Raw genomic sequence first — 22,138 nt, 5'->3', positions numbered from 1 at the left:
GTGGCCCGGTCTACACAAGGCACTGACACAGTGAGGACTCATTATGCACGACAATGTTCGTGCTTTACCGGCGTCTCGTCTGCGAGCCACCAATACTGCCTTACCACGCATGCCTGCTCAGCACCTCGCTCGCCCACGACTGACCAGCACATTACTCGCTGAAGAAAATCGCGTAAGACTCATTGCTGCGCCGGCCGGATTTGGCAAGAGCGTGCTCCTCAATGAATGCGCCCGCCGGGCAAATTCATCGACACGCGTTATATGGTTGGACCTGCTCGGACATCCATTGAGCCCAGCCGACTTTCTTGAGCGTTTTGCCGCCGCCTTGCAATTACCCTATGGTGAAGACACACCGCAAAACGAGCTGAGCTTTTTACTTGGCCGAATTGCCCACCAGTCCGTTTGGATCATTCTCGACGACTACCCCCGGCAACCGAGCTTTGCCCTTGATGCCTGTATTGATTATCTGCTTGAACGCTCACCGGACGCCTTGCATTGGTGGATCGCCGGTCGCCGCTTGCCTGCCTGGAGTTTACCCCGCCTCCTCCTCCAAGGAGGGCTCGTTGAACTCGACGCTAATGCCTTAACCCTGACTGAGCTCGAACTTGCCGATTTTCTGGAGCAACGCCACCTTGCCCCGTCAAATGAGCAAGTCGCCAAACTGCACTATCAGAGCGAAGGCTGGTTGGCCAATATTTGCTTAAAGCTCATGAGCAAAAGCAGCACTGATCTACCCGCCTTGCTGGATCGTGACTCCCCGCTTATGCAGGAGTATGTTGAGCGCGAGATTCTCAGTGAGCTGGCCCCGGATTTATACGAGGCACTGCTACTGCTCGCGCACATACCCAAGTTCTCATCGGCGCTGTGCGAACATCTGCTCGATGAGAAATATGGACCACAGGTGCTCGAGCAGTTGCGCCAGCGCCAGCTGTTTATATGCCCCGTGGATGAGCAAGCCGGCTGGTTCCGCTTATCACGGCCATTGAGCAATGTTCTCAAACGCTTTGCCGCTGACCATACACTCAACCAGACTCACCTTCTTGCCTGTCAATGGTTTGCACAGCAGGGTCAGGCGCGTGAAGCGGTTGAACATGCGCTCTGGGCAGAACAGCCCGAAACCGCCGCCAATTACCTACAGCGTTACGGCGAAGATCAACTCTTGGTTGGACACAGCGTTTCGCAGTTTTTGCGCTGGCGTGATGAGTTACCCGCCAGTTTGTTTGCCAGTACACCCAGGCTGGTGATTCTGCAAGCGTGGGCATTGATTATCTGTACCCGCTTGGATGAAGTAGAAGCCTGTGTCACTGAACTTAGCCGCTTCCTGCCGCAACCCAATGCACAGCGCCAACAACAACTGCTTGCCCAATATCAGGTGATAGTCGGCGTTATGCAACGCCAGTGCGGACTTGCCAGTGCCCGGCAACATTGCCTGGAAGCGCTGGAAGTACTCGGTGAGGCGGCATGGTCACAGCAGATTCTTTGCTATCAAGCGCTTAGCCAGCAGGCCGCGTCTGAAATGAACCTGACCCTGGCACAAGCCTATTGCCAAGAGGGATTACGCCTCTCGCAAAAGCACGGCAACATCTTATTCGAGACCTTGCTGAGCATCGATCATATTCACCAATTGGCCATGCTCGGCGAATGCCAAATCGCATTGAAACAAGCAGATCAAGCGCTTCAGCTTTTGATCGATGCGGGGTTGCGTGGCCCTGTGTTTGCGCGACTGCAATTGCTGCGCGGCGACCTGCTGGCCAGTCGAGGTGACACAGATGCTGCCAAGCTAACCCTGCATGCTGGTATCAAAGAAGCAGAAGCCTGCGAAGACGCGTATCAGCTGTTTGGCTACTTGGCCTTGGCCGAGCTTGAGGCTGAGAGCGGGCATTTGGACCTTGCGCAACAACTGCTCGACCAAGCCGAGTGCTACATGCAACAGCACCGGATACCGGAGGTCCGCTACTGCTCGGCACTAGGACTGGCCCAAGCCGCGCTGTGGCGACTTCAGGGCGACCTGGCCAAAGCCCAGCAAAGCGCCCTGGCCATTCGTCAACAACTTGAAAGTGATCATTTATTGCTCCCATCAGGGTTTTATGACCTGCTTTTACGAGCGCGCCTGTGTTTGACTAGAATCGAAATCGACCTCGGCAACGTTGAGCATGCCCAAGCCGAATTACTGAGCTTATTGAGCGACTGCCAAGGCAGCGGACACCTTAGCCTGGCTACTCAAGTACAGCTGTGTCTGGCGCAATTTTTAGAGGATGGCGACGCACATGAAAGTGCTGACCTGCACCTCAGTGCGGCGCTGCTAGCCGCGCAGCGACAGCAGCAGATTAGCCCTGTTCTTGCCCTGAAAAAGCGTCAGCCGCAATGGTTAGATGAACAGTTATTGGCCAATGAAGCCTTAGCGATATTGCGCCATCAAGTGCGTAGCGCCAGTGAGGGGCTCACCGATGATCCCGTGTCATTCGTGCGGGCGTTGAGTAAACGGGAAATAGCAGTCTTGGGCCTAATTTCCAAAGGCTACTCAAATCAGCAGGTCGCTGAAGCGCTGTATATCTCCCTGCACACAGTCAAATCCCATGCCCGGCGAATCAACACCAAGCTCGGCGTGCAACGACGCACTCACGCCGTTGCCTTGGCCAAAGAACAAGGCCTAATTGACTAAACCACGGTGCAGGCTTTGCCCAGCTGCACCGCACACCACAACAGCGCCACCCGTTTTGTGGGAATTGGCCTGAACAACAAGCCCGCTTATCAAGGCAAGGGAGTTTGCGGCGCTGCGCTTAAGCGCCCCCGAATTATTCATCCAGCGCTTTCAGAGCGTCTTGCAGTTCTTTGTGCGACTCGGCCAGCTTCTCTTTGCGTTTGTTAATCTTCTCGGCATCGCCACTCTTCATGGCTTTATCCAGATCAGCTTTGCGCTCGCTGACTTCATGCTTGGCATCAAGCACATCTTTTTCACGGTCCTTCTTTAGGGAAGCATCGGTGCAGTTTTCATTGACTTCGCTCAGAGCCTTTTCCAGGCCTGCTTGCTGATCGGTATTACCGTGGGCTTTTGCGAACTCGAGTTGCTTGGCGATGTCTTGTTTCTTCGCCGCACAGCCCTTCAGAGCCGTGGTGTCTTCTGCGGCCATCAATGGCGCAGCCAGCACGCTGCAAAGAGTTAACAGAGCCAAGGGTGTGAAGGTTTTCATAAAATATCCATATGCGAGTGCAATCGGTTGAGCGCACAGCGGTCATGCGCTGAATCTACAAGGTTAATCCTAGCAAGCTCCAGCACTTTATGGGCAACAATGGCTGCGGGGCACTCAGTCAAGTAGTTACAGTAAATGTTCAATACGCTGTCATATTCCCGTAGAGCCCCGCAGCCCTCTATCTTTTATCTCTGGCATTACTTGCAGAGCCCGATGGGGTATTCGCTTCTCACAGCGACCTGGCGACGGGGCCACGAGCATTAGCACTGTGCCGTTATGGATAAAGAAAGGTTACACATTCAGCGCTAAGCGCTGGTTCTGCTTCACCCTCGACCTCAAGCTCAGCATGCAACGTCAGCATGATGCGGCCTTCACCCTTAGCTTCGACTGAATAGACCTTTACCCTTGCCCGTACTTGCGAGCCTGCACGAACCGGCTTGCTGAAACGTACATTATTAACACCCGCGTTAACCAGGCTGCGTACACCGCTGGGCATTACACCCATTTTCATCATCAACCCACCGAGCAACGACAGATTGAGAAAGCCATGGGCGATGGTCGTTCGAAAAGGGCTTTCAGTTTGACAACGTGCCGGATCGACATGAATCCACTGGTGGTCCTCGGTGCAATCGGCAAAGGCGTTAATTCGCGACTGATCGACAGTGGCCCAGGCCGATGTGCCCAGCGACTTGCCGACAAACTGAGCCAAATTGTCGTAGTGATACTCCGTGTTCATAAGCGTCCCCCTGCGCCAGCTGCATCTTCAAGAATCATGCTTGCGCCCTTCTCGCCAATCATGGTGACGGGTTGATTGGTGTTGCCATTAACCAGTGTCGGCATGATGGACGCATCAATCACCCGCAAGCCTTCAAGACCATGCACCCGCAGTCTGGCATCAACGACGGCCAGCGGGTCGCTCGCAAGCCCCATCTTACAACTGCCAACTGGGTGGTAGGCCGTTTCAGTGTTTTGCCGAACCCAGGCGGCTAATTGCTCATCGGTTTGCACCGCTGCGCTCGGGTAAACCTCAGACTTGTTATGCGCGGCGAGCGCTGGCTGGGCAATGATTGTGCGCATCAGTTTGAGACCATGGACCAGGCGCTGCAGATCACGTTCGTGGCTTAGGTAATTGGGATCGATCAAGGGTGGTGCCAAGGGGTCATTGCTACGCAAACCAACACGGCCACGGGACAGCGGGCGACCATCGTTAATCGCAATCGAGTAACCGTAACCGGATGTCGACAATTTCATGTCTCGCCCATGATCGCGATACAGGATGGGAGCGCAATGCAGTTGCATATCGGGTATTACCGCGTCTGGCAGCGAACGGGTAAATGCACCCGCCTCGATCACGCTGGTGGTGAGCATGCCGCGACGGCGAAAAACGAACGTGAAGAACGCCAGCACGCCTTTGAATATTGACGAGGGATGCAGCGACATGCCGTGACGCGTATGGGTGCGCATGTTGATCACAACTGCGAGGTGGTCCTGCAAGTTTTGCCCAACGCCATCCAGTGGGTGATGGACCGCAATCCCGTGTTTCTCCAGCTCTGCACGCGGGCCAATGCCCGACAGCAACATAAGCTGAGGGGATTGGTAGGCACCGCCGCAAAGAATCACTTCGTTGGCGGCATGCACCTGACATAGTTTGCCATTACGCATGTACTCGACACCCACAGCCCGCTTGCCCTCTAAGAGTACGCGGGTTGCATGAGCGCCGGTAATGATGTGTAGATTTTCCCTGTCTCTCGCAGGCGTCAAATAGGCTCGGGCATTGCTGCAACGTCGACCATCTTTTTGATACGTACGTTGCAAGCAAGCCCCTTCCTGCGCGGCTCCGTTTGGATCAGAACTACGGGGCAACCCCGCCTGAGTGCAGGCATCAAGAAAGGCATGGCCGTATACGCTGGTCCAGCGTCGTTCCGACACATTCAACGGCCCTCCCTTGCCATGAAATGGCGCGTCGGCCGGCTGACTGGCAGGTTGGAAATTTTCCGATTTTTTGAAGAACGGCAACACGTCCCGAAAGCCCCAACCTTCACAGCCCAGGCGTTCCCACTCATCGTAGTCCCAGGGTTGACCCCGGGTATTAATCGCCATATTGATGCTGCTCGAGCCACCGAGGCAGCGGCCGCGAGGTTGAAACATGCGACGATTGCCCAATTGAGCTTGTGGTTCGGTTTCAAACAACCAGTTGTAACGCCGGCTTTTCATCAGCGCAACAGCACCTGCGGGAATGGCAACCAGAGGATTCCAGCGCCCGCTGGGACCCGCCTCCAAAAGCAATACACGGTTGCTTGCATCTTCACTCAGCCGATTGGCCAAAACGGAACCGGCAGACCCGCCACCAACAATGATGTAGTTCCACTTGCTGTCACTCATCTAGACTCACCTTATTATTATGTGGACACATCAATCGAATAGATCGGGATCGCTGTGAATGATCTGATCCCACAGCGGACGTGCCTGAAACCACCCGGCATAGGGTGAGCCAATTTGTGCCCGCACACCGAGCGCTGTTTTATGATCAATAAGCTTTGGCGTACCAGCAGCCATCGAGAGCAGTTGGGCCTGGCAGGACCGCTCCATGGTGACAAACCACCAAATAGCTTCAGCAACTGTCTGGCCGACTGTTAGCAGACCATGGTTCTGCAATATCACCGCTTTATGTTTACCCAGTGCTTGGCCGATGCGTACGCCTTCATCCAGCTCAGTGGCAACCCCGCCGAATTCGCTATACAAGCCATGGTCTTCATAAAAAGCGCAAGCGTCTTGCGTGATGGGCGCAAGCTTGATGCCGAGGCTAGAAAACGCCTTGCCATGCAACGAGTGCGAATGCGCTGCAGCGAGTGCATCAGGGCGGGCGGCATGCACGTGGGAGTGAATGACCAGTGCAGCACGATTGACTGCGTACTGCCCTTGAACAATATGGCCATCGTGGTCGACTAAAACTAAATCAGACGCTCGAATACGGCTGAAGCTCATGCCGAACGGGTTAACCCAAAACCACTCGGTCGGACGTTCAGGGTCACGTACGGTTATGTGCCCAGCGACCCCTTCCGAGAAACCAAACCGGCCAAAAATACGCAAGCCCGCTGCAAGCTGCTCCTTACGGTATTGGCGCTCCTCTTCCATTGAGTCGAAGCCAGGTGGCTCTGGAATTTGAACGCCCGCCGGACGCGGGCCAAATACTGACTCTACTAATGCCATCGGTAATTTTGTTGTCATTGTTATAAGTTCCAGCGATGTTATTTATAGGCACCCGAGTACGACTAGGCACTGGAAAAATAGCTAAAAACATCGCTAATAACTTGACTGTTTACGAGTTAAAACTTGACTATTAGCGAATATAAAATCAAGAAGAATGGCCTCGGCAGGTGGTAACCAGATGAACTATTTCGTGCGCAGTGGCTCGCTTTTAGGCTTTTCAGAACTGGTCCGCGAACTCGGCCAGGACCCGGAGAGGCTCCTGCGCGAAACCGGATTAAGCCAAGCGGTGATGCACTCACCTGACCTGTACATCCCCTACATAGCGATGGCAGACCTTCTGCGCTTAGCAGGCACGCGCTGCAAAATTCCTGATTTTGGTCTTCGACTCGGCAGCCGACAAGGCCTGGAAGTGCTTGGCGCACTCGGATCCTACTTGTGTCTACAGTCAGCTGTAGGCGATGCCATGCACTTACTGCAAAAGAACATGGACTTTCACGCACGCGGTCTGGTCTTTGACACCACCACATCAGAGTCAGAGTTCGCTATCTACTTGAGGTTTGAGTTTGCCGATGAGGTGGACTGCGAACAGCTGTGTGCGTTGACCGCAGCGGTATTCACACAGGGCATTGCCCAAATGCACAACGCTGATATACCGCCGTATGACGCCGGGCTCCAAGTTACAAAACCGAGAAACAGCAAAGCATACGAGCGCGCCTTGCAGTGCCCTGTCCGCTATGACCAGGCGGTTAACCTGATAAGGTTTCCCGCCAGGTTACTCGAACAAAATCTGGCCGTTGAGTTGCGCGAACGCAATCACTTGACGCAACAGTGGCGTACCGGTTGGCAACGCTCCGCGCCGATAGGCTTGTCCCGTCAAGTTGAAAGCGCCATTGATGCCTTGCTACCAACGGGTGAGTGCAACTTAGTCATGGTCGCTAAACTCGTGGAGATGCACCCACGCATCCTGCAGCAACGGCTTAAGGCACAGAACAGCAGTTTTTCAGCAGCGCTTAAACTCGCTCGTTTGCGATTAGCCAAACACCACCTTGCTAGCAGTCGCATCGACCTGACAACCCTGGCCCTGAACCTGGGTTTTGCCGACCTGTCCGCATTCAGCCGTGCATTCAGGCAGTGGACACAGATGTCGCCACGTAAATGGCGGCAGCTCGCTGAAACTCAAGCGAAAAGTGAGCAATTAATCCGTGCGGATCTGCGCGCAAACTAAGCGCACGCCTGTGCCTTGCGCCGAAATAGCACCGGCCGCCACAGGCTAAGCAACCCCAGTAGCGCCATGACCGCCCCTACCCACAGCGGCGCACGCAACCCATAACCAAGCTCGATGGCTGCGCCTCCAGCCCAACTGCCGACCGCCAGACCTGCGGTGATAACCGAGGTGTGTAAGGCGTTAACCATCGCAGTGGGTTCGGCGGCTTTCATCACTCGGGCAGCCATGGCCGGGTTCAAGGCCACCCCGGTTAAGCCGATGGCGAGAAAACAGCCAATATTCAGCCAGCGCAGGTCGCCTGCCAAGGCGAAGCCGCCCAAGGCTAAGGTCAGTAATGCCAAGCCCCAGCCCAAGGCTGGGATGGTATGGCGATCGGCAATGCGCCCGACGAACATATTGCCCAATAGATTGGCGATGCCGTAGAGGGCCAGCAACGGCGCGACCTGGCTCGGCGCTACGCCCACTTCCTCAATCAAAATCGGGGCGCAATAACTAAAGGCCGCGAAGGCAGCCCCGATTATTAAACCGCTGGTCAGGTACGCCGCCCATAACCGGCTGTTGCTCAAAATGTGCCACTGCTGAGCAAGGGTGGGCTCGGTGCCGGGCTCGCTTTCCGGCAAACGCCTGGCAGCCAAGGCAGTGCAAAGCATTGCCAACACCACCACCAGCCAGGAACTTGCGCGCCAGCCAAAGTGCTGTTCAACCCAGGCTGTCACCGGCACACCCGCTACGGGTGAGAGCATTAGCCCAGCCAGCACCACCGAAACGGCGCGGGCACGTGCATCCGGCGCAACCAGCCCCGCGCAGATGGTCATGCACAAGCCGATGCACGCAGCGCTCGCCACGCCCATCACGACCCTCGCCATTGCCAATACCAGATAGCTAGGCGCAGCGGCCGCAGCAACGCCAGCGGTAACATACAGCGCCAACAGCCAAACCAGCGCGCGTTTGTTACTCACCCGCCGAGCCAATAGCAGCACAGTGACGGGCGGCCCGCCGAGGGCCATGCCCAATGCATAGAGAGCAATCAGATTACCCACTTGAGCAAGACTTACTGAAAATGCATCGGCCAAGGCTGGCATCATACCCGCTACCATAAACTCAGCAGTGACCAGCGAAAAGATGGTCAAACCTAGGAGATAGACGGTCGGGGGCAGTTTGGTGTTGCGACTCATGAAGGCCTCGGCGAGCAATTAAGGCCGACACCCTAAGCAGTCATGACCCCATCGTCAAATCGCGAATCGATCCACTTGGCAGGATCAGCACACTCCGCCTTGCCGACCTTCCCGGTCAGATGCTGCAGACTTTTCCGTGCGCCAGCCTAAAACAATACCCCAGGCAAACAGGATAAGCCGCTAAGGAGCTCCTCGAATCGACAGCCGCTATGCGCTGCGGCTTGGAAAACAGCGAGCATCTCTTATCGGCCACCGTACAACTGTAGTCATACCTATGCGACAATAGGCGAAATGTCTGGCATAACCCCCGCATTCGTAACCCAGCAGCTCAGCCATCCTGTGCAGACGCTGCTCTTTTAGTATGCACGCTAGATCGACTCAAGCTCCGATTGGAGCTAACTGGAAAAGCCAAAGGTTGGTATCAAATGGATATCCGGCTAATCCAGACACTTCTAAGTTATTGATAGGTAAGCCCTTTGATCTCCACCGCTAACATCACTATGCAGTTTGGCGCCAAGCCACTGTTCGAGAACGTTTCCGTCAAGTTCGGTAACGGCAACCGCTATGGCCTGATCGGTGCCAACGGCTGCGGCAAGTCGACCTTTATGAAGATCCTCGGGGACGATCTGGAGCCGTCGGGTGGCCAAGTGATGCTTGAACCCAATGTGCGCTTGGGTAAGCTGCGTCAGGATCAATTCGCCTACGAAGAATTCAACGTAATTGATACCGTGATCATGGGCCACGGCGAACTGTGGAAGGTCAAAGCCGAGCGCGACCGTATCTACTCGCTGCCAGAAATGACCGAAGAAGACGGCATGGCTGTTGCCGAGCTGGAAACCGAGTTTGCTGAAATGGACGGCTACACCGCCGAATCCCGCGCCGGCGAATTGCTGCTGGGCTTGGGTATTCCGCTGGCACAACACTTTGGCCCGATGAGCGAAGTCGCTCCAGGCTGGAAGCTGCGCGTATTGCTGGCTCAGGCTCTGTTCTCTGACCCAGATGTATTGTTGCTCGACGAACCGACCAACCACTTGGATATCAACACCATCCGCTGGCTGGAAAACATTCTCACGGCGCGTAACAGCACCATGATCATCATTTCCCACGACCGTCACTTCCTCAACAGCGTATGCACCCACATGGCTGACTTGGATTACGGCGAATTGCGCCTGTTCCCGGGCAACTACGATGAGTACATGACGGCGGCGACTCAGTCCCGTGAGCAATTGCTTTCCGACAACGCCAAGAAAAAAGCCCAGATCAGCGAGCTGCAAAGCTTCGTTAGCCGCTTCTCGGCCAACGCCTCAAAAGCCAAGCAAGCCACTTCACGGGCCAAGCAGATTGACAAGATCCAGCTGGCCGAAGTTAAACCATCGAGCCGTATCAGCCCGTTTATTCGCTTCGAACAGACCAAAAAGCTGCATCGCCAAGCCGTAACCGTCGAGCACATGGCCAAAGGGTTTGACGGCAAAGCACTGTTCAAGAACTTCAGCTTTACCGTAGAGGCCGGCGAGCGTGTGGCAATCATTGGCCCCAACGGTATCGGCAAGACCACACTGCTGCGTACCTTGATGGGTGAATTGACCCCGGATGCGGGCACAGTGAAATGGACCGAAAGCGCGGAGCTGGGTTACTACGCTCAGGACCACGCCCACGACTTTGAAGATGACGCCACCCTGTTCGAATGGATGGGTCAGTGGACTCAAGGCGGCGAGCAACTGGTACGCGGCACATTGGGTCGTATGTTGTTCTCCAACGATGACATCCTCAAGTCGGTCAAGGTGATCTCAGGTGGTGAGCAAGGCCGTATGCTATTCGGCAAGCTGATCCTCAATAAGCCGAACGTGCTGATCATGGATGAACCGACCAACCACCTGGATATGGAATCCATCGAGGCCCTGAACCTTGCGCTGGAAAACTACCCGGGCACGCTGATTTTTGTCAGCCACGACCGTGAGTTTGTAGGCTCGCTGGCCACCCGCATCATCGAATTGACCGATAGCGGCGTGACCGACTTCAGCGGCACCTACGATGATTATCTGCGCAGCCAAGGCGTTATCGTTTAAACGCCCTGCTCCCCGCCTAAAGCCCGCGCGTGTGCGGGCTTTTTTTTCGCCTGGAATATCACCCACACGGAGCCAATTTGCGCCTGAAGTCAGGCAGTATATGGGCGGAATAATCGACATGAGCGCAGGTTGAGAATGAACTTGAGAATTGAGGCAGTGCAAAACCCAAGCACAGCGCAGGTCGAAGCGATACTCAAACCTCTGCGCACGCACAATCGGGCTAAGGCAGGCGACCCTAAACCCGAGAACCTTGCCCTGCTGATCCGCGATGAGCAAAGTGATGAGGTGATTGGTGGGCTGAACGGGCAGATATTCTACCGCTGGCTGTTTATCGAATTGCTGGCGGTCCCCGAACAAACAAGGGGGCAAGGTATGGGTAAACGCTTAATGGATATGGCCGAAGAACTGGCCAGAGAGAAAGAGTGTGTCGGTATCTGGCTCGATACCTTTGACTTCCAGGCCCCCGATTTTTATAAAGCCCTTGGTTACACTGAGTTCGGCCAGCTTGAAGATTTCCCACCGGGCCATAAGCGTTATTACTTTAAAAAACACTTACTTTAGAAATCTGAGCGGTGCTGTTTCAACCCGCCACACAGGTAAAAAAAAGGCCACCCGAAGGCGGCCTCTTTCTAAGCAAAAAAGCGATTAAGCCTTTTTAACTTCCCAACCCGTCAGCTCAGCCAAGGCTTTGCCGATGTCAGCCAGGGAACGCACGGTTTTAACGCCTGCGTCTTGCAGGGCAGCAAACTTCTCGTCTGCAGTGCCCTTGCCGCCAGAGATGATTGCACCGGCGTGACCCATACGCTTGCCCGCAGGAGCGGTAACACCAGCGATGTAGGAAACAACAGGCTTAGTCACATTGGCTTTGATATAAGCAGCAGCTTCTTCTTCAGCCGAACCGCCGATCTCACCGATCATAACGATCGCTTCGGTCTTCGGGTCTTCCTGGAACAGCTTCAGGATGTCGATGAAGTTGGAGCCAGGGATCGGGTCACCACCGATACCAACGCAAGTCGACTGACCGAAACCGGCGTCAGTGGTTTGCTTGACAGCTTCGTAAGTCAGGGTGCCGGAACGCGACACGATGCCTACTTTGCCTGGCAAGTGGATGTGGCCTGGCATGATGCCGATCTTGCACTCGCCCGGAGTGATAACACCTGGGCAGTTAGGGCCGATCAGGACAACGCCCAGCTCGTCACACTTAACTTTGGCTTCAAGCATGTCGATAGTTGCAATACCTTCGGTAATGCAGACGATCAGCTTGATACCGCTCATTGCTGCTTCCAGGATCGAGTCCTTGCAGAATGGAGCCGGTACATAGATAACGCTGGCAGTAGCGCCAGTGGTGTCTACAGCTTCTTGAACAGTGTTGAACACTGGCAGACCGAGGTGAGTAGTACCACCTTTGCCTGGTGTTACACCGCCGACCATTTGAGTGCCGTAGGCAATCGCTTGCTCGGAGTGGAAGCTGCCCTGCGAGCCGGTGAAGCCCTGGCAGATTACTTTGGTATCTTTATTGATCAGGACGCTCATTACTTGCCCTCCGCAGCTTTGACGACTTGCTGAGCAGCGTCGGTCAAGCTAGTTGCCGCGATGATGTTCAGGCCACTTTCTGCTAGGACTTTAGCGCCCAGCTCAGCGTTGTTGCCTTCAAGGCGAACAACAACCGGAATTTTAACGCCGACTTCTTTCACTGCGCCGATGATGCCTTCAGCAATCATGTCGCAACGAACGATACCGCCGAAAATGTTAACCAGAACTGCTTTAACATTGTCATCCGAGAGGATGATTTTGAACGCTTCGGTAACGCGTTCTTTGGTAGCGCCGCCGCCAACGTCAAGGAAGTTGGCAGGCTGGCCGCCGTGCAGGTTGACGATGTCCATGGTACCCATGGCCAGGCCAGCACCGTTGACCATGCAGCCGATGTTACCTTCAAGGGCAACATAGTTCAGTTCGAACTTGGCAGCGTGGGCTTCGCGTGGATCATCCTGCGACGGGTCATGCATAGCGCGCAGCTTAGGCTGGCGGTACATGGCGTTGCTGTCGATGTTGATCTTGGCGTCCAGGCAATGCAGATTGCCGTCAGCCTTGATTACCAGCGGGTTCACTTCCAGCAGTGCCAGGTCGTAGTCCTGGAACAGCTTGGCCAGACCCACGAAGATCTGAGTGAATTGCTTGATCTGGTTACCTTCCAGGCCCAGCTGGAAAGCCAGCTCGCGACCTTGGAATGGCTGTGCGCCAACCAGTGGATCAACGGTCGCCTTGAGGATTTTCTCAGGGGTGTCGTGTGCCACTTTCTCGATGTCTACGCCACCTTCGGTGGACGCCATGAACACGATGCGACGAGTCGAACGATCGACTACAGCGCCCAGGTACAGTTCCTTGGCGATGTCAGTGCAAGATTCAACCAGGATTTTGCTGACCGGCTGACCGTTAGCATCAGTCTGGTAAGTTACCAGACGCTTGCCCAGCCAGTTGGCTGCGAATGCCTTGGCGTCTTCTTTGCTCTTGACCAGCTTCACGCCGCCCGCTTTACCGCGGCCACCAGCGTGAACTTGGGCTTTGACAACCCACTCGCTGCCACCAATTTTGTCGCACGCTTCTGCGGCTTCTTCTGGGGTGTCTACTGCGAAGCCTTGGGATACGGGCAGGCCGTATTCAGCGAAAAGCTGCTTACCCTGATACTCGTGGAGATTCATGCTTGTCTACCGTCTTCGTTTGGGTATTGCGCATTCGGTGCTGCAATTTAATGCCGCACCACCTGTGACCGCCATCTTGAGCAGTCCGACGTACATTCCGCGCTTATCTAAAGCTAAACACGGGCAGCAGTCGTGGTTCTTTTTGTCCAGTAACCGCTAAGCCTGTGGTTTAGACAGACCCAGCGGTTAATAGTCATTCACTCAGCGTTTTTTGCGATTAGCGATGTGAATAGCGCCGCCATTCACCGCCAATGCCGCTTCGTGCAACGCTTCGGAAAGGGTTGGGTGTGAGAACACCATCATCCCTAAATCTTCGGCACTGGTGCCGAATTCCATGCCGATTGCGCCCTGCTGAACCAACTCAGCAGCGCTCGGGCCAATAACATGAACGCCCAACACGCGATCAGTCTTGGCATCAGCAATAACTTTAACCATACCACCAGTGTCATTGGCAGCCATTGCACGACCGCTGGCCGCGAACGGGAAGGTACCGACGTTGACAGCAACGCCGTCAGCTTTCAGCTGCTGTTCGGTTTTACCTACCCACGCGATTTCCGGGTGAGTGTAGATAACCGAAGGGATCAGGTCATAATTCATTTGTGCTTTGTGACCGGCGATACGCTCAGCAACCATCACGCCCTCTTCCGAGGCTTTGTGCGCAAGCATTGCACCACGTACCACGTCACCAATGGCGTAAACGCCTGGAACGCTGGTTTCGCACTGGTCGTTTACGAAAATGAAGCCACGCTCGTCCATGTCAACGCCGCTGTCAGCTGCCAGCAGTTCAGTAGTAACAGGGCGACGGCCGACTGCAACGATCAGCTTGTCGAACGTCATCTTCTGCTCGCCGTCGGCGTCAGTGAAGCTCACGGTCACTTGCTTCTTCTTAACTTCAGAAGCAGTAAGGCGTGCGCCCAGCAGAATTTTCAGACCTTGTTTGGTCAGGGTCTTCATGGCTTCTTTGGAGATCTGATCATCAGCCGCTGGCAGGAACTTGTCCTGAGCTTCGATAACAGTCACCTGTGAACCCAGGCGCGACCATACCGAACCCAGTTCCAGACCGATAACGCCGGCGCCGATAACGCCCAGAGTCTTGGGTACAGATTGGAAATCCAGTGCGCCAGTCGAATCAACGATAACGTCTTGATCAACAGGGGCAGGTGGAATATCGATTGGCTTGGAGCCCGACGCAATGATCACGCTGCCGGCTTCAACAACTTGAGTGGTGCCATCTTGGGCAGTCACTTCAACTTGTTTACCCGACAACAACTTGCCGTGACCTTCCAGCAGCGTAACGCCGTTGGCCTTGAACAAGGTAGCAACGCCGCCAGTCAGGTTCTTGACAATGGTGTCCTTGCGGCCAACCATTGCCGGCACGTCCATGGTCACGCCTTTGGCAGTGATACCGTGGATCGCAAAACCTTCTTGGGCTTCGTGGTATTTCCACGAGCTGTCGAGCAGTGCTTTGGAAGGAATGCAACCTACGTTCAGGCAGGTACCGCCAAGCGCGATCTTGCCAGCTTTATCCTGATACTTCTCGATACAGGCAGTCTTCAGACCCAGCTGTGCCGCCTTGATTGCAGCCACATAACCGCCAGGGCCGGCACCGATGACTACCACGTCGAATTTCTGAGACATTACTAATTCCTTCTCAAATAGACCGGACGGCTCCTTATGGGAGCCGCCGAGGGAGAAACTGGGTTTAGATATCCAGCAGCAGGCGCGCAGGATCTTCCAGCAGGTTCTTGATGGTCACCAGGAAGGTCACGGCTTCCTTACCATCGATCAAGCGGTGATCGTAGGACAGTGCCAGATACATCATAGGACGGATCACAACCTGACCATTGATCGCCATCGGGCGTTGCAGAATGTTGTGCATACCCAGAATCGCGGCTTGCGGTGGGTTAACAATCGGCGTCGACATCATCGAACCAAAGGTACCACCGTTCGTGATAGTGAAGGTACCACCGGTCATTTCATCGATAGACAACTTGCCGTCGCGTGCCTTCTTACCGTAGGTAGCGATGCCGTTTTCGATTTCAGCCAGGGTCATCGATTCAGCGTTACGCAGTACCGGTACAACCAGACCGCGATCACTCGATACCGCAACACCCACGTCAGCATAACCGTGGTAAACAATGTCCGAGCCGTCAATCGAAGCGTTTACCGCAGGGTAGCGCTTGAGTGCTTCGGTGGCCGCTTTAACGAAGAACGACATAAAGCCAAGACGTACGCCGTTGTGCGACTTCTCGAACAGATCTTTGTACTTCGAACGCAGCGCCATGACTTCAGTCATGTCGACTTCGTTGAACGTGGTCAGCATCGCCATGTTCGACTGCGCTTCAACCAGACGCTCTGCAACCTTGGCACGCAGACGGGTCATAGGTACGCGCTTTTCAACACGATCACCCGCAGCAGTTGTTACTGGCGCGCTGGCGGCTGCAGCAGCAGGCTTGGCGGCAGGGGCGTTTTTCTTGGCTTCAACAGCAGCGACGACGTCTTCTTTAGTGACGCGACCGCCTTTGCCGGAACCGGAAATGCTGTTTGGGTTGATGCCGTTCTCTTCAGCCAGCTTGCGCGCAGCAGGTGAAAGGATTTGGTCATCATCACCTGAAGCAGCCGGTGCTGCAGCAGCGCTTTCTTCTTTCTTGTCAGCAGGTGCCGAAGCAGCCGCAGGGGCAGCAGCAGCTGCGCCTTCAGTTAGACGACCGAGCAGTTCGTTGCTGAGTACGGTGTCGCCTTCGTTTTTAACGATTTCAGCGATAACGCCGTCGGCTTCAGCCAACACTTCGATAACGACTTTGTCCGTCTCGATGTCAACAATCAGCTCATCGCGCTTGACTGCGTCGCCTGGCTTTTTGTGCCAAGTGGCAACGGTACCGTCAGCAACCGATTCCGGGAAAGTTGGGGCATTAATATCGATAGCCATTGTGTGTGTCCTTAAATTCGGTTTTCAACGAGGCGGCCTACTCAGGCCGCCTCTTGCGCTCAGGCGTTAAACAGTAAAAGCGTCTTGCAGCAGTTTTTCCTGCTGCTCGGCGTGCAACGATGCATAACCGCATGCTGGAGATGCAGACCCTTCACGGCCGGCATACTCAAGAACCAGGGTTTTCTTATGCGCAGTAACTACACGGCGCATATGATGCTGGCTGCAATACCAGGCACCTTGGTTCATCGGCTCTTCCTGACACCAGACGATGTGCTTGAGATGCTTGTAGGCAGCGAGCGTCTCAGTCAGGTCATCCTCAGGGAACGGATAGAGCTGTTCCAGGCGTACGATTGCAATGTTGTTCAAGCCTTCATTGCGACGCTTTTCGAGCAAGTCGTAATAGACCTTGCCGCTACACATCACCACACGGTCAACTTTCTTCGGATCGATTGGATCGATCTCTGGAATAACGGTCTGGAACGAGCCTTCAGCCAAATCTTCCAGAGTCGAGATTGCCAATTTGTGGCGCAACAGCGACTTCGGCGTCAATACGACCAATGGCTTGCGCAGCGGGCGGATCACCTGGCGACGCAGCAAGTGGTAGATCTGCGCCGGCGTAGTCGGTACGCACACCTGCATATTGTGCTCAGCACAAAGTTGCAGATAACGCTCCAAACGCGCTGACGAGTGCTCAGGCCCCTGCCCTTCATAACCATGCGGCAAGAGCATGGTCAGACCGCAGAGACGGCCCCACTTGGTTTCGCCGCTGGAGATGAACTGGTCGAAAACAACCTGAGCACCGTTAGCAAAGTCACCGAATTGTGCTTCCCAGATAACCAGGCCATTTGGCGTGGTTGTGGAATAGCCGTATTCAAAAGCCAACACCGCTTCTTCAGACAGGAATGAATCATACAGATCGAAATCTGGCTGGTCATCATACAACTGCTGAAGTGGGACATATGCAGCGCCGTCTTTCTGGTTATGAAGGACAGCATGGCGGTGCGAGAACGTACCGCGCCCTACATCTTGACCCGTGATGCGAATTGGGTGGCCTTCAAACAACAAGGTTGCGTATGCCATGGTTTCGGCATAACCCCAGTTGATTGGCAGCGCGCCGGCGGTCATCTTCTGGCGATCTTCGTAGATCTTCGACACCTGACGCTGAACCACGAAGCCGTCTGGGGTTTCCAGTACTTTGCTTGACAGTTCCTGCAGGGTTTTCAGATCAAAGCTGGTGTCGTGACGCGCAGTCCAGGCGTGGCCCAGATACGGACGCCAGTCAACGAACAGCTCTTTGTTCGGCTCTTTAACCAAGCTCTTGACAACGTGCTGACCGTTATCCAGTGCCGTGCGATATTCATCGCTCTTGGCCTGAACGTCTTCAGCGGTCTGCCGTGATGCATTAATCAACATCTCGGCGTACAGCTCACGGGTGGTGCGCTGCTTGGCGATTTGCTGATACATCAGTGGCTGGGTGCCGTTTGGTTCATCGGCTTCGTTGTGACCGCGACGGCGGTAGCAAACGAGGTCAATAACCACGTCACGCTTGTACTGCATGCGGTAATCAACCGCCATCTGGGTGACAAAAAGCACGGCTTCCGGATCATCACCATTAACATGGAAGATCGGCGCCTGAATCATTTTCGCCACGTCGGTGCAGTACTCAGTGGAACGAGCATCGTCTACACGGCTGATGGTGAAACCGACTTGGTTGTTGATGACGATATGGATCGTGCCACCTGTCTTGAAGCCGCGAGTCTGCGACATCTGGAAGGTCTCCATAACCACGCCCTGACCCGCAAATGCAGCGTCACCGTGGATGGAGATTGGCAGAACCTTGTCACCGACACTGTCGCTTCGACGGTCTTGACGAGCACGAACAGAGCCCTCCACTACCGGCGAGACAATTTCAAGGTGAGACGGGTTGAACGCCAGCGCCAGGTGAACTTCGCCACCAGCTGTCATAACGTTCGAAGAAAAACCCTGGTGATACTTAACGTCACCCGAGCTCAAGCCTTCGGTTTTCTTGCCTTCGAACTCATCGAACAGATCACGCGGATTCTTGCCGAACGTGTTAACCAGTACGTTGAGGCGACCACGGTGGGCCATGCCGATGACAATTTCCTTGGTTCCGTAAGAGCCGCTGCGCTGGATGATTTCATCCAACAACGGGATCAAGCTCTCGCCACCTTCCAGACCGAAGCGCTTGGTGCCTGGGTATTTGGTGCCCAAATACTTTTCCAGACCTTCAGCTGCAGTCAGGCGTTCAAGCACATGCCCCTGCACTTCTGCGGAGTATTGTGGACGACCACGAACGCTTTCCAGGCGCTGCTGAAACCAGCTGCGCTGCTCGGAATCGACGATATGAGTGAATTCTGCGCCAATGGTGCGGCAATATGTCTGCTGCAACGCTTCGAGAATTTCACGCAGACTCGCCTCTTCCTTACCGATAACAAGGCCACCCGTGCGGAACGTGGTGTCCATGTCGGCGTCAGTCAGGCTGTAGTGATTGATCGACAGATCGGCCGGCAGCGGACGCTGCCAGAGACCCAGCGGATCAAGCTGCGCAGCCTGATGACCACGCATGCGGTAGGCTTGAATCAGACGCAGAACTTCGACTTGCTTCTTTTCGTGCTCGCTGCTGACGCTACCGGCAGAAACCGGTTGCGCACGTGCTTTGTTTTTTGCGAGCAGCACGAAATGATCGCGAATCGTGGAATGCGATACGTCTGTTGTGGCGCCACCGTCGGCTGGTAACTTCTGGAAGTAAGTGCGCCACTCTTCTGGCACAGCGTTGGGATCGTGCAGGTAAAGCTCATAGAGCTCTTCCACATAGGCAGCGTTTCCACCGGATAGGTGGGCACTGTCCCACATGCGCTGCATCACGCTTTCTTGCATGCTTGGTCACCCTCGGTTAGGGGACACCACCGGCGAAGAAACCGCGTGGGCTTTCGAAGTCATGATCCAGCGACCTCGGTAAAGCCACCACGGATCCCGCAGATAGTCCGGGCTCCGGCCCAGATGCCCCTGCTGGTCGTCATAATATTTCAAATTAGAACCACGGCTTTGTGAGCTGCGATTCTGGCTATAACTGCGGTACCACGTATTGAATGCGTGGTACCGCAGGCGTTACAGGTCTAGCAGAAAACGATGAATCAAGTACCGCTTTGCAACAACATACCGCGAATGTGGCCGATTGCCTTGGTTGGGTTCAAACCCTTGGGGCAAACGCTCACGCAGTTCATGATGCTGCGGCAACGGAACACACTGAATGGATCATCCAAAGCCGACAAGCGTTCAACTGTTTTTGTATCACGGCTGTCAGCCAGGAAACGATAGGCTTGAAGCAGTGCAGCAGGACCGAGGAACTTATCAGGGTTCCACCAGAACGAAGGGCAGCTGGTCGAGCAGCAAGCGCACAGGATGCACTCGTACAGACCGTCTAGCTTCTCACGCTCTTCCGGTGTCTGCAGGCGTTCAATAGCCGGCGTCGGCGTATCGTTCTGCAAAAACGGCTGAATCTTCTCGTACTGCTTATAGAAGATGCTCATATCGACAACCAGGTCACGAATGACTGGCAAACCAGGCAATGGGCGAACCACAAGCTTGTTGTTTTTCACCACATCGGACAACGGCGTGATGCACGCCAAGCCATTTTTGCCATTGATGTTCATGCCGTCGGAGCCACACACGCCCTCACGGCAAGAACGACGATAAGAGAAGCCTTCGTCTTGCTCTTTGACCAGTGCCAGTACGTCAAGGACCATAATGTCCTTGCCGCCTGTATCGATCTGGAAGTCCTGCATGAACGGCGCTGAGTCGCTCTCAGGGTTATAGCGATAAACACTCACTTGCAACATAGCAGCCACCCTTAGTAAGTCCGGATCTTAGGTTCAAAGGTCGGAACTGTCTTCGGCGAGAAGTTAACTGCACGCTTGGTCACGCGCTTGTCGCCTGGGAAGTACATGGAATGGCACAGCCAGTTCTCGTCGTCACGATCTTCGAAGTCTTCACGGGCGTGAGCACCGCGAGACTCTTTACGAACTTCTGCAGCGATCGCTGTCGCTTCAGCCACTTCAAGCAGGTTTTGCAATTCCAACGCTTCGATACGCGCCGTGTTGAACGCTTGACTCTTGTCAGCGATCTTAACGGTAGCGATGCGCTCGCGCAGGTCAGCCAACTGGGTAATGCCCTTCTGCATGTATTCGCCAGTACGGAATACACCGAAGTAGTTCTGCATGCAGGCTTGCAGCTCTTTACGCAGCGGAGCAACATCTTCGCCCGTGGTGCGTTCGTTAACACCCGCCAGACGACCCAGCGACTGCTCAATGTCAGTAGCGCTGGCGTTGCGATGCTCGACACCTTCTTTAAGCGATTTCTCGAGGTGCAGACCTGCCGCACGACCAAAGACCACCAAATCAAGCAGCGAGTTGCCACCCAAACGGTTAGCACCGTGAACCGAAACGCACGCCACTTCACCCACAGCAAACAGACCTTCGATGATCTTGTCGTTGCCGTCAGCATCCTGAGTAATTGCTTGGCCGTGAATGTTGGTGGCAACGCCGCCCATCATGTAGTGGCAAGTCGGGACAACAGGGATTGGTGTTACAGCCGGGTCTACGTGAGCGAATGTTTTAGACAGCTCAACGATACCTGGCAAACGGCTCAAGAGGACGTCTTCGCCCAAGTGATCCATCTTCAGCATCACGTGATCGCCATCAGGACCACAACCGTTACCGGCAATGATCTCTTTAACCATCGAACGGGCAACAACGTCACGACCTGCAAGGTCTTTGGCGTTTGGTGCATAACGCTCCATGAAACGCTCGCCGTGCTTGTTGATCAGGTATCCACCTTCACCACGGCAACCTTCAGTCACCAGCACGCCCGCGCCGGCAATACCGGTCGGGTGGAACTGCCACATTTCGATGTCCTGAACCGGAACACCTGCACGCAGCGCCATACCAATGCCGTCACCGGTGTTGATCAGGGCGTTAGTGGTGGACGAGTAGATACGGCCTGCGCCGCCAGTTGCCAGCACAACAGCTTTAGCGCGGATATAAACCGTCTCGCCGTCTTCAAGACAAATTGCGATTACACCGACGATTACGCCGTCTTGGTTCTTGACCAAATCAACTGCGTACCACTCGTTAAGGAACGAGGTACCCGCCTTCAGGTTGCCCTGATACAGGGTGTGCAACAGCGCGTGACCGGTGCGGTCAGCAGCAGCGCAAGTACGAGCAGCCTGGCCGCCTTTACCGAAATCTTTCGACTGGCCACCAAACGGACGCTGATAAATACGGCCCTGTTCAGTACGCGAGAATGGCAAGCCCATGTGTTCAAGCTCGAATACCGCTTCCGGACCTACAGAACACATGTACTCGATAGCGTCTTGGTCGCCGATGTAGTCGGAGCCCTTGACGGTATCGTACATGTGCCAGCGCCAATCATCGTTAGGATCCGCCGATGCGATTGCACAGGTAATGCCGCCTTGGGCAGATACAGTGTGCGAACGCGTTGGGAATACCTTGGTGACCACAGCGGTCTTATGACCGCCTTGAGCCAGTTGCAGCGCGGCACGCATGCCTGCACCGCCGCCACCAATAATGATGGCGTCATAAGAAAGTGTACGAATAGTCATGG

Annotated in this window: 16 protein-coding genes and 1 pseudogene; 5 read left to right on the top strand and 12 right to left on the bottom strand. The window is 54.8% G+C overall.

Annotated features, from left to right (window positions below; genetic code table 11):
- Positions 1-43: 43 nt before the first annotated feature.
- The gene (locus tag AACY09_RS12685; protein WP_339488418.1) at positions 44-2,662 is read left to right on the top strand and encodes a LuxR C-terminal-related transcriptional regulator; all 2,619 of its coding nucleotides are present in this window, start codon (positions 44-46) and stop codon (positions 2,660-2,662) included.
- A 133-nt stretch (positions 2,663-2,795) separates the two neighbouring features.
- On the opposite strand, the gene AACY09_RS12680 is transcribed toward AACY09_RS12685, so the two are convergent.
- The 4 genes from AACY09_RS12680 to AACY09_RS12665 form a co-directional block, all read right to left on the bottom strand.
- Positions 2,796-3,191, bottom strand: coding sequence for a DUF1090 domain-containing protein (locus tag AACY09_RS12680; protein WP_339488415.1), 396 nt, complete (start codon positions 3,189-3,191; stop codon positions 2,796-2,798).
- A gap of 274 nt (positions 3,192-3,465) precedes the next feature.
- Positions 3,466-3,927 (bottom strand): MaoC family dehydratase, encoded by a 462-nt coding sequence (locus AACY09_RS12675; RefSeq protein ID WP_339488412.1) that lies wholly within the window; start codon positions 3,925-3,927, stop codon positions 3,466-3,468.
- The gene (locus tag AACY09_RS12670) at positions 3,924-5,573 is read right to left on the bottom strand and encodes a GMC family oxidoreductase (RefSeq protein WP_339488409.1); all 1,650 of its coding nucleotides are present in this window, start codon (positions 5,571-5,573) and stop codon (positions 3,924-3,926) included. The genes AACY09_RS12675 and AACY09_RS12670 overlap by 4 nt, the downstream gene beginning before the upstream one ends.
- A gap of 30 nt (positions 5,574-5,603) precedes the next feature.
- On the bottom strand, positions 5,604-6,419 hold the full coding sequence (locus AACY09_RS12665; protein ID WP_339488406.1) for a class II aldolase/adducin family protein: 816 nt from the start codon (positions 6,417-6,419) through the stop codon (positions 5,604-5,606).
- Positions 6,420-6,579: 160 nt separating this feature from the next.
- On the opposite strand from AACY09_RS12665, the gene AACY09_RS12660 reads away from it, so the two are divergent.
- Entirely contained in the window at positions 6,580-7,626 is a 1,047-nt protein-coding gene (locus AACY09_RS12660) for an AraC family transcriptional regulator (RefSeq protein WP_339488404.1), read from the top strand.
- Here AACY09_RS12660 and AACY09_RS12655 read toward each other — a convergent pair.
- Positions 7,623-8,801 (bottom strand): MFS transporter, encoded by a 1,179-nt coding sequence (locus tag AACY09_RS12655; protein WP_339488403.1) that lies wholly within the window; start codon positions 8,799-8,801, stop codon positions 7,623-7,625. The genes AACY09_RS12660 and AACY09_RS12655 overlap by 4 nt on opposite strands.
- 237 nt (positions 8,802-9,038) lie before the next feature.
- Here AACY09_RS12655 and AACY09_RS12650 point away from each other — a divergent pair.
- The 3 genes and pseudogenes from AACY09_RS12650 to AACY09_RS12640 all read left to right on the top strand — a co-directional run.
- Positions 9,039-9,200, top strand: a pseudogene (locus AACY09_RS12650) (site-specific integrase); the annotation flags it as partial.
- Positions 9,201-9,277: 77 nt separating this feature from the next.
- Complete coding sequence (locus AACY09_RS12645; RefSeq protein WP_339488401.1) at positions 9,278-10,867, top strand: ABC-F family ATPase; 1,590 nt, start codon at positions 9,278-9,280, stop codon at positions 10,865-10,867.
- Positions 10,868-11,002: 135 nt separating this feature from the next.
- Positions 11,003-11,428, top strand: a complete 426-nt coding sequence (locus tag AACY09_RS12640; RefSeq protein ID WP_339488398.1) for a GNAT family N-acetyltransferase — start codon at positions 11,003-11,005, stop codon at positions 11,426-11,428.
- A gap of 84 nt (positions 11,429-11,512) precedes the next feature.
- Here AACY09_RS12640 and sucD read toward each other — a convergent pair whose 3' ends face one another.
- The 7 genes from sucD to sdhA form a co-directional block, all read right to left on the bottom strand.
- The gene (sucD, locus tag AACY09_RS12635; protein ID WP_339488396.1) at positions 11,513-12,400 is read right to left on the bottom strand and encodes a succinate--CoA ligase subunit alpha; all 888 of its coding nucleotides are present in this window, start codon (positions 12,398-12,400) and stop codon (positions 11,513-11,515) included.
- Positions 12,400-13,566 carry an ADP-forming succinate--CoA ligase subunit beta gene (gene sucC / locus AACY09_RS12630; RefSeq protein WP_339488395.1) on the bottom strand — a complete coding sequence of 389 codons (1,167 nt, stop codon included), beginning with the start codon at positions 13,564-13,566 and terminating at the stop codon, positions 12,400-12,402. Before sucC ends, sucD begins: the two co-directional genes overlap by 1 nt.
- A gap of 201 nt (positions 13,567-13,767) precedes the next feature.
- Positions 13,768-15,204, bottom strand: a complete 1,437-nt coding sequence (gene lpdA / locus AACY09_RS12625) for a dihydrolipoyl dehydrogenase (RefSeq protein ID WP_339488394.1) — start codon at positions 15,202-15,204, stop codon at positions 13,768-13,770.
- A 64-nt stretch (positions 15,205-15,268) separates the two neighbouring features.
- A complete protein-coding gene (gene odhB / locus AACY09_RS12620; protein ID WP_339488392.1) occupies positions 15,269-16,495 on the bottom strand; it encodes a 2-oxoglutarate dehydrogenase complex dihydrolipoyllysine-residue succinyltransferase in 1,227 nt (408 codons plus the stop codon).
- A gap of 66 nt (positions 16,496-16,561) precedes the next feature.
- A complete protein-coding gene (locus tag AACY09_RS12615) occupies positions 16,562-19,393 on the bottom strand; it encodes a 2-oxoglutarate dehydrogenase E1 component (RefSeq protein WP_339488391.1) in 2,832 nt (943 codons plus the stop codon).
- Positions 19,394-19,650: 257 nt separating this feature from the next.
- A complete protein-coding gene (locus AACY09_RS12610; RefSeq protein ID WP_339488390.1) occupies positions 19,651-20,355 on the bottom strand; it encodes a succinate dehydrogenase iron-sulfur subunit in 705 nt (234 codons plus the stop codon).
- Positions 20,356-20,366: 11 nt separating this feature from the next.
- Positions 20,367-22,136, bottom strand: coding sequence for a succinate dehydrogenase flavoprotein subunit (sdhA, locus tag AACY09_RS12605; RefSeq protein ID WP_339488389.1), 1,770 nt, complete (start codon positions 22,134-22,136; stop codon positions 20,367-20,369).
- Positions 22,137-22,138 lie beyond the last annotated feature (2 nt).

Origin of the sequence: Pseudomonas sp. EL_65y_Pfl2_R95, from assembly GCF_963971045.1 — a bacterium.
Classification (GTDB): Bacteria; Pseudomonadota; Gammaproteobacteria; order Pseudomonadales; family Pseudomonadaceae; genus Aquipseudomonas.
Note: the sequence above shows the minus strand (reverse complement) of the source record. Positions and strands in the feature narration are given on the sequence as shown.

Bases quoted from the DNA above. Each gene is read 5' to 3' on its own strand.
- AACY09_RS12685 (WP_339488418.1), top strand. From the start codon at position 44: ATGCACGACAATGTTCGTGCTTTACCGGCGTCTCGTCTGCGAGCCACC.
- AACY09_RS12680 (WP_339488415.1), bottom strand. From the start codon at position 3,191: ATGAAAACCTTCACACCCTTGGCTCTGTTAACTCTTTGCAGCGTGCTG.
- AACY09_RS12675 (WP_339488412.1), bottom strand. From the start codon at position 3,927: ATGAACACGGAGTATCACTACGACAATTTGGCTCAGTTTGTCGGCAAG.
- AACY09_RS12670 (WP_339488409.1), bottom strand. From the start codon at position 5,573: ATGAGTGACAGCAAGTGGAACTACATCATTGTTGGTGGCGGGTCTGCC.
- AACY09_RS12665 (WP_339488406.1), bottom strand. From the start codon at position 6,419: ATGACAACAAAATTACCGATGGCATTAGTAGAGTCAGTATTTGGCCCG.
- AACY09_RS12660 (WP_339488404.1), top strand. From the start codon at position 6,580: ATGAACTATTTCGTGCGCAGTGGCTCGCTTTTAGGCTTTTCAGAACTG.
- AACY09_RS12655 (WP_339488403.1), bottom strand. From the start codon at position 8,801: ATGAGTCGCAACACCAAACTGCCCCCGACCGTCTATCTCCTAGGTTTG.
- AACY09_RS12640 (WP_339488398.1), top strand. From the start codon at position 11,003: ATGAACTTGAGAATTGAGGCAGTGCAAAACCCAAGCACAGCGCAGGTC.
- sucD (WP_339488396.1), bottom strand. From the start codon at position 12,400: ATGAGCGTCCTGATCAATAAAGATACCAAAGTAATCTGCCAGGGCTTC.
- sucC (WP_339488395.1), bottom strand. From the start codon at position 13,566: ATGAATCTCCACGAGTATCAGGGTAAGCAGCTTTTCGCTGAATACGGC.
- lpdA (WP_339488394.1), bottom strand. From the start codon at position 15,204: ATGTCTCAGAAATTCGACGTGGTAGTCATCGGTGCCGGCCCTGGCGGT.
- odhB (WP_339488392.1), bottom strand. From the start codon at position 16,495: ATGGCTATCGATATTAATGCCCCAACTTTCCCGGAATCGGTTGCTGAC.
- AACY09_RS12615 (WP_339488391.1), bottom strand. From the start codon at position 19,393: ATGCAAGAAAGCGTGATGCAGCGCATGTGGGACAGTGCCCACCTATCC.
- AACY09_RS12610 (WP_339488390.1), bottom strand. From the start codon at position 20,355: ATGTTGCAAGTGAGTGTTTATCGCTATAACCCTGAGAGCGACTCAGCG.
- sdhA (WP_339488389.1), bottom strand. From the start codon at position 22,136: ATGACTATTCGTACACTTTCTTATGACGCCATCATTATTGGTGGCGGC.